This is a genomic window from Pseudomonas sp. SID14000, assembly GCF_002165135.1.
GTDB lineage: Bacteria > Pseudomonadota > Gammaproteobacteria > Pseudomonadales > Pseudomonadaceae > Aquipseudomonas.
Genome location: NZ_NFZQ01000023.1, coordinates 1 through 12,923 on the forward strand (window position 1 = coordinate 1; position 12,923 = coordinate 12,923).

9 protein-coding genes and 1 tRNA gene are annotated in these 12,923 nt (G+C 64.0%); 9 read left to right on the forward strand and 1 reads right to left on the reverse strand.

From position 1 onward, the window contains the following. Positions 1–346: 346 nt before the first annotated feature. Positions 347–1,729 carry a PLP-dependent aminotransferase family protein gene (locus CAY82_RS23940; protein ID WP_087503329.1) on the reverse strand — a complete coding sequence of 461 codons (1,383 nt, stop codon included), beginning with the start codon at positions 1,727–1,729 and terminating at the stop codon, positions 347–349. A 198-nt stretch (positions 1,730–1,927) separates the two neighbouring features. Between CAY82_RS23940 and CAY82_RS23945 the strand changes: the two genes are divergently transcribed. From CAY82_RS23945 to CAY82_RS23990, 9 genes are all read left to right on the forward strand, one after another. Then, a complete protein-coding gene (locus CAY82_RS23945) occupies positions 1,928–2,713 on the forward strand; it encodes a TSUP family transporter (protein ID WP_087503330.1) in 786 nt (261 codons plus the stop codon). A 26-nt stretch (positions 2,714–2,739) separates the two neighbouring features. Then, complete coding sequence (locus CAY82_RS23950) at positions 2,740–3,501, forward strand: SDR family NAD(P)-dependent oxidoreductase (protein ID WP_087503331.1); 762 nt, start codon at positions 2,740–2,742, stop codon at positions 3,499–3,501. 199 nt (positions 3,502–3,700) lie between these two features. Then, positions 3,701–6,769, forward strand: a complete 3,069-nt coding sequence (gene fdnG, locus CAY82_RS23960; RefSeq protein ID WP_140399135.1) for a formate dehydrogenase-N subunit alpha — start codon at positions 3,701–3,703, stop codon at positions 6,767–6,769. Then, positions 6,769–7,719, forward strand: a complete 951-nt coding sequence (gene fdxH / locus CAY82_RS23965) for a formate dehydrogenase subunit beta (RefSeq protein WP_087503333.1) — start codon at positions 6,769–6,771, stop codon at positions 7,717–7,719. The genes fdnG and fdxH overlap by 1 nt, the downstream gene beginning before the upstream one ends. Continuing rightward, a complete protein-coding gene (locus tag CAY82_RS23970) occupies positions 7,716–8,372 on the forward strand; it encodes a formate dehydrogenase subunit gamma (protein WP_087503334.1) in 657 nt (218 codons plus the stop codon). Before fdxH ends, CAY82_RS23970 begins: the two co-directional genes overlap by 4 nt. A 4-nt stretch (positions 8,373–8,376) precedes the next feature. Continuing rightward, complete coding sequence (fdhE, locus tag CAY82_RS23975) at positions 8,377–9,297, forward strand: formate dehydrogenase accessory protein FdhE (RefSeq protein ID WP_087503335.1); 921 nt, start codon at positions 8,377–8,379, stop codon at positions 9,295–9,297. A gap of 160 nt (positions 9,298–9,457) precedes the next feature. After that, positions 9,458–10,885 carry an L-seryl-tRNA(Sec) selenium transferase gene (gene selA / locus CAY82_RS23980; RefSeq protein ID WP_087503336.1) on the forward strand — a complete coding sequence of 476 codons (1,428 nt, stop codon included), beginning with the start codon at positions 9,458–9,460 and terminating at the stop codon, positions 10,883–10,885. Next, positions 10,882–12,804 (forward strand): selenocysteine-specific translation elongation factor, encoded by a 1,923-nt coding sequence (gene selB / locus CAY82_RS23985; protein WP_087503337.1) that lies wholly within the window; start codon positions 10,882–10,884, stop codon positions 12,802–12,804. The genes selA and selB overlap by 4 nt, the downstream gene beginning before the upstream one ends. Positions 12,805–12,810: 6 nt before the next feature. Then, positions 12,811–12,906, forward strand: a tRNA-Sec gene (locus tag CAY82_RS23990). Positions 12,907–12,923: the final 17 nt, after the last annotated feature.

Sequence of the window (12,923 nt, forward strand, 5' to 3'; positions counted from 1 at the left end):
GCTTCGCGGGACAAGCCCGCTCCCACATTTGTTGCAACGTGCCGAACCTGTCAGGCCATGGTTGCCTGCCTTGGTGCATGTCTTGAGACTGGTGAGGCGGCGGCAGCGCCAGCCGAGAAATTGAGTCGGACCAACAAGGCTGACAACCATGGCCTGACAGACATGGCCACGTTGCAACAAATGTGGGAGCGGGCTTGTCCCGCGAAGCGCCGCGCGGGCGGCGCTCGATCTCACTGGCGCAGAAAGATGTCATGACAAGAGCAGGCTTGCCAAAACCATAGAATCTCCCACAGGGTCCCTGCTAATTCACAGGGTTATGTGAGAGCGGGTCCAATAAGGCAGCGCTTCAATAGAACAACCGCGGCTCCGGCGAATCCAGCAAGCTGACCAGCTTGGTCAGGGCAAAGCCGAGTTCCTGGCGGCTGGGGGCCATCAGGGCGATGCGCACGCCGCAGGGGGCGTGGCTGCGTTCTGGCAGGAACTGGCTGCCACTGACTACCGTGACGCCATTGTCGCGCGCCAGGTTGGCGAATTCGTCGCTGGTCCACGGCTCCGGCAACTCCAACCAGATGTGGAAGCTGTTGGGCTGGCTGCGGATCTTGTACTTGCCAAGGATCTCCCGGGCCATTTGCTGGCGCGCGGCCGCCTCGTCCTGCTGTACCCGCACCAACTGGTCGGCCATGCCGTTGTTGATCAGGTTGCTGGCCAGTTGCGCCATCAACGGCGATGGCATCCAGACGCTGCTGCGTACCATCGACGATAACCGCGAGAGGGTTTGCGGTGGCGCGTACAGGTAACCGATGCGCAGCGCCGGCAGCACACTTTTGGACAGGCTGGTCAGGTACACCGAGCGTTCGGGCGCATACGCGGCCAGGGGCTGGTAATCCGGTGCGGGTTCGAGAAAACCGTAGATATCGTCATCGACGATGAACAGGTCGAACTCGCGGGCGATCTCTGCAATGGCCTGGCGCCGTGCGTGGGGCATGATCGAGTTGGTCGGGTTCTGGTGGGTAGTGACGCACACCAGCAGGGAAGGGCGGTGCTCCAGGCAGGCCGCGCGCAATGCCTCGGGAATAAGGCCATGCTCGTCCATGGCCACGCCACGCAGGCGGCGGCCCATGCTGTGGGCCAGGGAGATGATGCCTGGGTAGCAGAACGATTCGCACAGCACCACATCGTCGCTCTTCGACAGGCTGCTGATGGCCACCAATAGTCCATGCTGGGCGCCAGAGGTCAGTACAACCTGTTGCCAGCGAGCATCAGGCAGCCAGCGCTGAATCCAGGCTGCCCCTGCTTGTTTGTGGGAGGTGTGACCACCCTCTGTCACATAGTCGAGTACCTGCCCCAGGTCCGGAGAAGTAGCCAGCTCGCTGATCGCCGCACCCAACCACTCACTCATGTGGGCGTCGTTGGGTTTGATGATCGAGAGATCGATCTGGCTGCTTTCGCCAGTAACTGGTGTGGGCACTGACGGGGCGGATAACCGCTGTCGCAACTGCCTGACAAATGTGCCACGGCCTACCTCTCCAACTACCAGGCCGCGCTTGGCGGCTTCGTCGTAGGCTCTTCCAACGGTGCCGGGGGTTACATTGAGTGCTTCGGCAAGGTCTTTGAGGGTGGGCAAACGATCGCCTGCTGCAAGCCGACCACTTTCGATGTCCTGTTCAAGGGCATTAGCGATCATCAGGTAAACCGGCTGGGTTTGATCGCCGTATTGAGGGACCCACATGGAAATGACACCAGATTCTGCAATTGCGCGCAGCCTAACATGAAAGCCAAGATGCAGTAATGATGGCAATCGTTGTCATTGAGTCGATTTAATTCGATATTGCATCGATTCAATTTTTGTAATTACAATCATCGCGCTGATTGGGACATGCACACTTGCGTTGTGCTTGGCAGGACACTCCACTGGATGGACTTCGCTATGGAAATTCTGGGCGCTTTCTGGGCTGAGCACTGGTTGCTGGCGGTCCTCATGCTAGGGGCGATTGCCTTCGTTGCCGGCTTCGTCGACAGCATTGCTGGTGGCGGCGGGTTGTTCCTGGTGCCGGGCTTTCTGCTGGTTGGCATGCCACCCCAGGTGGCCCTCGGCCAGGAAAAACTGGTCAGTACCCTCGGCACGCTGGCGGCCATCCGTAACTTCCTGGCCAACAGCAAGATGGTCTGGCAGGTGGCGCTGGTCGGCGTGCCGTTCTCGTTGCTCGGTGCCTACCTGGGGGCGCACCTGATCGTGTCTATCTCCCAGGAAACCGTGGGCAAGATCATCCTGGCGCTGATCCCCTTCGGTATCCTCATCTTTCTCACTCCCAAGGACCGCCCGGTCGAGGAGCGCGAACTGTCATCGCGCATGCTGTTCACCGTGGTCCCGCTGACTTGCCTTGCCATTGGCTTCTATGACGGCTTCTTTGGGCCCGGTACCGGCAGCATGTTCATCATCGCGTTCCATTACCTGCTGCGCATGGACCTGGTCTCCAGTTCGGCCAACTCCAAGACCTTCAACTTCGCGTCCAACATCGGCGCCCTGGTGGCCTTTGTCATTGCTGGCAAGGTCCTCTACCTGCTGGCGTTGCCGCTGGTGGCCTGCAACATCCTCGGTAACCACCTGGGCAGTGCACTGGCCCTGCGCAAGGGCAATGAACTGGTGCGCAAGGCGCTGGTGTTCTCGATGCTCTGCCTGTTTACCAGCCTGGGTGTGAAGTACCTGGCCTGACTGACCCTATCCATAGGAGACAACTGATGAAAACCGCATTTGTAACCGGCGCCTCCTCGGGCTTTGGCCGCGCCATCTGCCGTACCTTGATCGGCAAAGGCTACCGCGTGATCGGTGGCGCCCGGCGTATGGACAAGCTGCAAGCGCTGGAAGCTGAACTGGGCGCCAACTTCACTCCGCTGGCGCTGGATGTCACCGACCCGGTATCGCTCGAGACGGCGGTCGAGAAGATTCGCGATGCTTCGCTGCAGATCGACCTGCTGGTCAATAATGCCGGGCTGGCGCTGGGCGTGGACCGTGCCCAGGCCAGTAGTGCGGAAAACTGGCAGCGGATGATCGACACCAACATCACCGGCCTGGCCATGGTCACCCACAAGATCCTGCCGCAGATGGTGGAAGCCGACAGCGGCATGATCATCAACATCGGCTCGATCGCCGGCACCTACCCCTACCCGGGCGGTAACGTGTATGGCGCCAGCAAGGCCTTCGTCCGCCAGTTCAGTCTCAACCTGCGCGCCGACCTGGCGGGCACCCGCGTGCGAGTGAGCAACATCGAGCCGGGGTTGTGCTCGGGTACCGATTTCTCTGTGGTGCGCCTGAACGGTGACCTGGATGCCGTGCAGGCGCTATATCGGGATGTAGAGGCCATTCTGCCCGAGGACATCGCGGCCACGGTGGCCTGGATTGCCGAGCAGCCGGCGCATGTGAACATCAATACCATCGAGATCATGCCGGTGGCGCAGAGCAGCGCGGCGCTGAATGTGGTGCGCAACCTGCCGCGCTGCTGATCGGCCAGCGGTGGATGGCACTGGCGCTGCCCGCGAAGCAGGCGACGCCGGTAACAGAGCCTTTAGCTGACCCATGTCATCGCACCTTCTCGATTCTTGGCTAGTCTTACCTGTTGGCGGCCATTAATTGGCCGCCACCGTGACTACCAAGAGGCGCCGGCCATGTTCCGTGCGTCCACCACCTGATCAGGAGTGCACGATGGACCTGAACCGTCGGCAGTTCTTCAAGGTCGCCGCCGTCGGCCTTGGAGGCTCGAGCCTTGCGGCGTTGGGCATGGCCCCGACACCCGCATTCGCCGAGCAGGTGCGTCACTTCAAGCTGGCGCATACCAAAGAAACCCGTAACACCTGCCCCTACTGCTCGGTCGGCTGCGGCCTGATCATGTACAGCCAGGGCGATGCGGGCAAGAACGTCAAACAGAACATCATCCATATCGAAGGTGACGCCGACCACCCGGTCAACCGCGGCACCCTCTGCCCGAAAGGTGCCGGCCTGCTGGACTTCATCCACAGCCCAAGCCGCCTGCAGTACCCCGAGGTACGCAAGCCAGGCAGCAAAGAGTGGGTGCGGGTCAGTTGGGACGAGGCACTCGATCGCGTCGCCGACCTGATGAAGCAGGATCGCGACGCCAACTTCATCGAAAAGAACGCCCAGGGGCAAACGGTCAACCGCTGGCTCACCACCGGTTTTCTCGCTGCTTCCGCCGCCTCCAGCGAGGCCGGCTACCTGACCCACAAGGTCATCCGCGCAACAGGCATGCTGGGGTTCGATAACCAGGCTCGTGTCTGACATGGCCCGACGGTGGCAAGTCTTGCCCCGACGTACGGCCGTGGCGCCATGACCAACCACTGGTCCGATATCGCCAACGCGAATCTGGTCCTGGTGATGGGTGGCAACGCAGCAGAAGCGCATCCGTGCGGCTTCAAGTGGGTGACCGAGGCCAAGGCGCACAACAAGGCGCGGCTGATCGTGGTCGACCCCCGGTTTACCCGTACCGCTTCGGTGGCGGACTACTACGCACCGATCCGTACCGGTACCGACATCGCCTTCATGGGCGGGCTGATCAATTACCTGCTGAGCAACGACAAGATCCAGCACGAGTACGTGCGCAATTACACCGACGTGTCGTTCATCGTCAAAGAGAACTATGGCTTCGAGGATGGCCTGTTCAGCGGCTACGACGAGGCCAAGCGTGTGTATGCCGACAAGTCTGGCTGGGGTTACGAGCTGGGTGAGGACGGTTTTGCCAAGGTCGACCCGACCCTGCAGCACCCGCGCTGCGTGTTCCAGCTGATGAAGCAGCACTACAGCCGCTATACGCCGGAACTGGCGAGCATGACCTGTGGCATGCCGCAGGACGCCATGCTGAAGATCTGGGAAGAGATCGCCACCTGCTCGGTACCGGGCAAGACCATGACGATCCTCTATGCGTTGGGCTGGACGCAGCACTCGATCGGCGCACAGATCATCCGCAGTGCGGCCATGGTCCAGTTGCTGCTGGGCAACGTCGGCATGCCGGGTGGCGGGGTCAACGCCTTGCGCGGGCACTCCAACATCCAGGGCCTGACCGACCTCGGCCTGCTGTCCAACTCGCTGCCGGGTTACCTGACCCTGGCTGGCGATGCCGAGCAGGACTATGCGGCCTACATCGACAAGCGCGCCTCCAAACCGCTGCGCCCGGGGCAACTGTCGTACTGGCAGAACTACGGCAAGTTCCACGTCAGCCTGATGAAGGCCTGGTACGGCGCCAACGCCACCGTGGAAAACAACTGGGGCTACGACTGGCTGCCCAAGCTCGATGTGCCGGCCTACGACGTGCTGCGCATGTTCGAGATGATGGGCCAGGGCAAGGTCAACGGCTACATGTGCCAGGGCTTCAACCCGATTGCCGCGCTGCCGGACAAGAACCGCGTCACTGCGGCCCTTGGCAAGCTCAAGTGGCTGGTGATCATGGACCCGCTAGCCACCGAGACTTCGGAGTTCTGGCGCAACGCCGGGCCATTCAACGATGTCGACACGGCCAACATCCAGACCGAAGTGATCCGCCTGCCCACCACCTGCTTTGCCGAGGAAGACGGTTCGCTGGTCAACAGCAGCCGTTGGCTGCAGTGGCACTGGAAGGGCGCCGACGGTCCGGGCGAGACCCGAACCGACGTGCACATCATGAGCGAGCTGTTCCTGCGCCTGCGCCAACGCTACCAGGCCGAGGGCGGCGCCTACCCTGACGCGCTGATGAACATCAACTGGCCATACAAGATCCCTGAAGAGCCTTCCCCGGAGGAACTGGCCAGGGAAATGAACGGCTGGGCGGTGGCTGACGTCACCGACCCGACTGGTGCAGTGATCAAGGCCGGCCAGCAACTGGCGGGCTTTGGCCAGCTCAAGGACGACGGCAGCACCGCGTCCGGCTGTTGGATCTTCGCCGGCAGCTGGACCGAGCAGGGTAACCAGATGGCCCGCCGTGACAATAGCGACCCGTACGGCATGCACCAGGTGCAGAACTGGGCCTGGGCCTGGCCGGCCAACCGACGCATCCTCTACAACCGCGCCTCCAGCGACCCGCAAGGCAAGCCGTGGGATCCGGAGAAGAAGCGCCTGGTATGGTGGAACGGCAAGGCCTGGACCGGCACCGACGTGCCCGACTTCAAGGTCGACTCGCCGCCTGAGGCGGGGATGAACCCGTTCATCATGAACCCCGAAGGTGTGGCGCGGTTCTTCGCCATCGACAAGATGGCCGAAGGCCCGTTCCCCGAGCACTACGAGCCGTTCGAGACGCCGATTGGCATCAACCCGCTGCACCCGCAGAACAAGAAGGCCACCAGCAACCCCGCCGGGCGGGTCTTCGACTCGGTGTGGGACACCCTCGGCAAGCACGACGAGTTCCCGTATGCGGCGACCACGTACCGGTTGACCGAGCACTTCCACTTCTGGAGCAAGCATTGCCGGCTCAACGCCATTGCCCAGCCCGAGCAGTTCGTCGAGATCGGCGAAGTGCTGGCCAACGAGAAGGGTATCAAGGCCGGTGACCGGGTGCGGGTGTCGAGCAAGCGCGGGCATATCGAGGCGGTGGCGGTGGTGACCAAGCGGATTCGCCCGCTCAAGGTCAACAACCAGACCGTGCACCAGATCGGCATCCCGCTGCACTGGGGCTTCACCGGGGCTACGCGGCATGGCTACCTGACCAACACCTTGGTGCCATTCCTGGGTGACGGCAATACCCAGACGCCAGAGTCCAAGTCGTTCCTCGTCAAAGTGGAGAAACTCTGATGGCCAGCCAAGACATCATCGCCCGCTCGGCCACCACCACCGTACCGCCTTCGGTACGCCAGCAGCAGGAAGTCGCCAAGCTGATCGACACCACCAAGTGCATCGGCTGCAAGGCCTGTCAGGTGGCGTGTTCGGAGTGGAACGAACTGCGTGACGAGGTCGGTCACAACCATGGCACCTACGACAACCCCCAGGACCTCACCGCCGAGACCTGGACCCTGATGCGCTTTACCGAGCACGAGCGCGACGACGGCAACCTGGAGTGGCTGATTCGCAAGGACGGCTGCATGCACTGCGCCGAGCCAGGTTGCCTGAAGGCCTGCCCGAGCCCGGGGGCGATCATCAAGCACGCCAATGGCATCGTCGACTTCAACCAGGACCATTGCATCGGCTGTGGTTACTGCATCACCGGCTGCCCGTTCAACATCCCGCGCATCTCGCAGAAGGACCACAAGGCGTACAAGTGCACCCTGTGTTCCGACCGCGTGACCGTGGGCCTGGAGCCGGCCTGCGTGAAAACCTGCCCGACCGGTGCAATCGTGTTCGGCACCAAGGACGAGATGAAGGTGCATGCCGCCGAGCGCATCGTCGACCTGAAGTCGCGGGGCTACGACAAAGCCGGGTTGTACGACCCGGACGGCGTCGGTGGCACCCACGTGATGTACGTGTTGCACCATGCCGACACGCCGAAGCTGTATGCCGGTCTGCCGGACCAGCCGGTGATCAGCCCGCTGGTGGGGCTGTGGAAGGGCTTCACCAAGCCACTGGCGCTGCTGGCCATGGGCGCGGCGGTGCTGGCCGGGTTCTTCCACTATGTACGGGTCGGGCCACAGCGGGTGGAGGAGGACGAACATCCGACACCGCCGGATGAGAGCGTGCATCAGGTGGACCCGTCGGTCCATGTCTATGATCCGACCAAGCCCGGTGGGCAAGGGGAGCAGCGACCATGAACGACAACAAACCCATCCTGCGCTACAACGCCAGCGAGCGCAGCAACCACTGGGTCGTTGCGATCCTGTTCATCCTGGCTGGCCTGTCGGGGCTGGCGCTGTTCCACCCGGCGCTGTTCTGGCTCAGCAACCTGTTCGGCGGTGGGCCTTGGACACGCATCCTGCACCCCTTCATCGGGGTGGCGATGTTCGTGTTTTTCCTCGGCCTGGTGCTGCGTTTCTGGCGCGCCAACTTCATCACCGCCAATGACCGCCTGTGGCTGCGCCGCGTGGACCGGGTGATGCTCAACAAGGAGGAGGGTGTGCCGCCGATCGGCAAGTACAACGCCGGGCAGAAGCTGTTGTTCTGGACCCTGCTGGCGTGCATGCTGATTCTGCTGGTCAGCGGCCTGGTGATCTGGCGCGCATACTTCAGCCATTGGTTCGGCATCGAGGTCATTCGCCTGTCCGCGCTGCTCCACGCCCTGGCGGCGTTCGTACTGATCCTCAGCATCATCGTGCACATCTACGCCGGCATCTGGATCAAGGGCTCGATCGGCGCCATGCTGCATGGCTGGGTCAGCCGGGCCTGGGCACGCAAGCACCATGAGTTGTGGTACCGCGAAGTGACCGGCGACAAGACGCCGGGCAATCACGGACGAAAAGAAGGATGAGCGCTTGAGCACGATACTCGAACCTGGGCAGATCGAAGCGTCGGCGGTAATGCCGCCGTTTCTGCACCTGCCTCCCGCCAATCTGTTCGAACTGCGCGCCGCGCGCCTGGAGCAGCTGGCCGAGGGCAATGCCCTTGGCCAATACCTGAAGCTGGTGGCCCGCTTGTGCCGCATCCAGCAGCAGCTTGTGGATAACCCGCCCGGTGGCATGCCGGTGGCCGAGGAGCGCCAGCGCCTGTGCATAAGTCATGGTTTGCCGCCGCTGGCGGCAGACAGCCTGGTGCGCGAAGGCGCGTGGCTGGTCTGGTTGCAGGCCTTGCTCGAGCACTTCAAGGCGGAAACCAGCGGTCCCTTGGATGAGGCGCTGCAAGCCTTGCGTGGCAGTGACGACAATCAGCGCAAGGGTTGGGGCATTGCCTTGCTCGCCGGCCAGTACGACGCAGTGCCCGCAGCGCTGGTGCCCTTCATTGGGGCGGCCTTGCAGGCGGCCTGGTCCAGCTGGTTGCTGATGCTGCCCGCGCCCGAGCTCAAGCCCGCCGGCAGCCTGGCCCAGTGCCCGGCATGCGGTTCGCCGGCGATGGCCGGGGTGGTGCGCAACCGCGGCAAGCACAATGGGCTGCGCTACCTGGCCTGTTCACTGTGTGCCTGTGAATGGCATGTGGTGCGGGTCAAGTGCGTGTACTGCGAGTCGAGCAAGGACCTGCGTTATACCAGCCTCGACGATGACCGCCATGCGCCGGGCAAGGCGCCGCTGCGGGCCGAGTGCTGCCCTGAGTGCGAGAGCTACCTGAAGCAGAACTACCTGGAAAACGATGCGGCGGCCGAACCGCTGGCCGATGACCTGGCCAGCCTGGCGCTGGACATTCGCCTGGACGAGGAGGGCTTCCATCGGTTAGCACCGAACCTGATGCTTGCACCCGGGTAGTGGGTGAGTGTCTACACTGTAAGACCGAGTCGCCTTCTTCGCGGGTAAACCCGCTCCCACAAGACCCGCGCAGCTTCTGAGGCTTGCGCGGTACCTGTGGGGGCGGGTTTACTCGCGAAGAGGCCAGTACAGACAACGGATCAGTCCAAGGTAGTACCGCATGTCCTCCAGCCTAGCCAGCGACACCCCACGCCTGCCCTCCATCGACACCCTTCTGCGCCACCCGGCCTGCCTCCCGCTGATCGACCGCCACGGCCGCGACGCGGTCCTGGCCACCCTGCGGCAACTGCTCGACGACCTGCGCGACCCCGCCCGCACCGGCCAGCTCAGCGCCGCCGAACTGGCCGCTGAAGTCCTGCTGGGCCGCGCCGGCGAACGCCTGGTCACCCAGCAACGCAGCCAGGTTCGCCGTGTGTTCAACCTCACCGGCACCGTGCTGCACACCAACCTTGGCCGCGCCCTGCTGCCGGAGGAAGCCATCGAGGCCATGCGGACCGCCGCCCGCTACCCGCTCAACCTGGAATTCGACCTGGCCACCGGCAAGCGTGGCGACCGTGACGACCTGATCGAAGGCCTGATCCGCGAGCTGACTGGCGCCGAAGCCGTCACCGTGGTCAACAACAACGCCGCCGCCGTACTGCTGGCGCTCAACAGCCTGGGTGCGCGCAAGGAGGGGATCATCTCCCGCGGTGAACTGATCGAGATCGGTGGTGCCTTCCGCATCCCCGACATCATGGCCCGTGCCGGCGTGAAACTGCACGAAGTCGGCACCACCAACCGCACCCACGCCCGCGACTACGAGGCCGCCATCAGCCCACGCACCGGCCTGCTGATGCGCGTGCATTGCAGCAACTACAGCATCCAGGGCTTCACTACCCAGGTGCCCACCGCCGAGTTGGCGCGCATCGCCCATCAGCATGACTTGCCGCTGCTGGAGGACCTTGGCAGTGGCAGCCTGCTTGACCTTACCCGCTGGGGCCTGCCTGCCGAGCCGACCGTGCGTCAGGCCCTGGCTGACGGTGCCGATATCGTCACCTTCAGTGGCGACAAACTGCTGGGCGGACCGCAAGCCGGGATCATCGTCGGGTGCAAGGAACTGATAGCCAGGATCAAGAAGAACCCGCTCAAGCGCGCATTGCGGGTCGACAAGATCACCCTGGCCGCACTTGAGGCGGTGCTGGCGCTGTACCGCAACCCGGACCGCCTGGCCGATCGCCTGCCCAGCCTGCGCCTGCTGACCCGCAGCCAGGCCGAAATCCAGACCCAGGCCGAGCGCCTGGCCCCTGAGCTCAAGGCCCGCCTGGGTGAGCAATGGGCGGTCAGCGTGGAGCCGGCGTTGGGCATGATCGGCAGTGGCAGCCAACCGGTGGCCCGCCTGCCGAGCGCGGCGTTGTGCCTGCGCCCGCAGGTGTCGAAGAGGCTGCGCGGGCGCAGCCTGCATGTGCTGGAGCGGGCCTTGCGTGACTTGCCGGTGCCGGTGCTCGGTCGTATCGCCGACGACGCCCTGTGGCTGGACCTGCGCCAACTGGATGACGAAGCCCAGTGGCTGGCGCAGTTGCCCGCCCTGCAATTGGGGCCAGTACAGTGATCGTTGGTACCGCCGGCCACATCGACCACGGCAAGACCGCACTGCTCCAGGCCCTGACTGGCCAGGCCGGTGACCAGCGCCAGGAGGAGCGCGCCCGTGGCATGACCATCGACCTTGGCTACCGCTATGCGGCGTTGACCGAGGGGGCGCCACTGACTGGCTTCATCGATGTGCCGGGCCATGAGCGCTTTATCCACAACATGCTGGCCGGCGCCCACGGCATCGACCTGGTGCTGCTGGTGGTGGCGGCCGACGACGGGGTGATGCCGCAAACCCGCGAGCATCTGGCGATCATCGAGCTACTGGGTATTCCTCAGGCCTTGGTGGCGATCAGCAAATGTGACCGGGTAGAGCCAGCCCGCTTGGCCGAAGTGCAGGCACAGGTCAGCGAATTGCTGGCGTCGGGCCCTTATGCCGGTGCTCGGCAGTTTCCGTTGTCGAGTGTGACCGGCGAGGGGCTCGATGCCTTGCGCCAGGCCTTGCTGGCGGCCGAACAGCGCGTGCGTCAGCGCAGTGTGCGTGACGGTTTCCGCCTGGCCGTCGACCGCACCTTCGCCGTTCCCGGTGCGGGTGTGGTGGTCACGGGTACGGCGCTGGCCGGGCGGGTCAGTGCCGGCGACACCTTGTTGCTGGGCAAGGCCGGGAAGCCGGTGCGGGTGCGCGGCCTGCATGCGCAGAACCAGGCCGCGCTGGTGGCCGAGGCGGGCCAGCGGGTGGCACTGAACATCGCTGCCGAACGCCTGGCGGTGGAACAGGTGCGTCGGGGTGACTGGCTGGTGCCCGAGTGGCTGCATGCGCCCAGCGTGCGGGTGGATATCGAGCTGAACCTGTTGCCGGGCGAGACCCGGACCTTCGAACACTTTAGTGCTGTGCACGTACACCTCGGTACCCAGGACGTAACGGCCCGGGTGGCTCTGCTCGAAGGTGAAACCCTGGCGGCGGGCCAGCGCATGTTTGCCCAGTTGCTGCTCAACGCACCGCTGCAGGCCGTACACGGCGACCGCCTGGTGCTGCGCGACCAGCGTGCCCAGCGCACCCTGGGGGGCGGCAAGGTGCTCGACCCGTTCGCGCCAAGCCGTCAGCGTCGCAGCGATGAGCGCCTGCGGCAACTGCAGGTGCTGCGCGATGCCGAGGACCTGGAGCAGGCTCTGCCGGCACTGCTCGCCAGCGCACCGGGTGGTATTGACCCGCAGCGCCTGGAGCGGCAGTTCAATCGCCTGCGTGAAACCTGGCAGTTGCCGGAAGATGTGCTGGTGGTGGCCACGCGGCAGGGCCAACTGTTGTTTGCCAGTGCCCGGTGGCAGGTGCTCAAGCTTCAGGTGCTGGAGCAGCTGGCGCGGTTCCATGAACAGGAGCCCGACCAGCTCGGCCCGGACCGAGATCGCCTGCGCCGCTTTGCTGCCTTGGCGCTGGAGCGGCCCGCTTTTGTCAGCCTGCTGGATGAGTTGCTTGATGACGGCGCCATTGCCAGCAGCGGGCCTTGGCTGCACCTGCCCGATCACAAGGTGCAGTTGAGCGAAGCCGACAGCGCGTTATGGGCGCGTCTGCAACCGAAGTTGCTGGCGGGGCAATATGATCCGCCCTGGGTCAGGACGCTGGCGAGTGAGGAAAACTGTGCCGAAGCCGATGTACGCCTGTTGCTGCGCAAGCTGGCCCGACTGGGTCTGGTGCACCAGGTGGTACGCGACCTGTTCTACCCCGAGGCGACGCTACAGCGCATGGCAGAGCTGCTGCTGGGGCAGGCCGCTGAAACGCCGATAGTGCAGGTTGCCGCGTTTCGCGATATGTTGGGCATCGGTCGCAAGCGCAGTGTGCAGATTCTGGAATACTTCGACCGCATCGGGCTGACCCGGAGGGTGGCCGATCAGCGTCACATTCGCGCCGACAGCGCCCTGGCCCAGCAGCAGGCCAGGCACTGAGTTCAAGGAAGGCAATCGCGCCCGGTGGCGCGGCCGGGCTTCAAACCCGGTTGGGGACGGCAGCCGTTCCCGGGCAGGTTCGACTCCCGCTGCCTTCCGCCATTTTCTTTTGCCTGCCA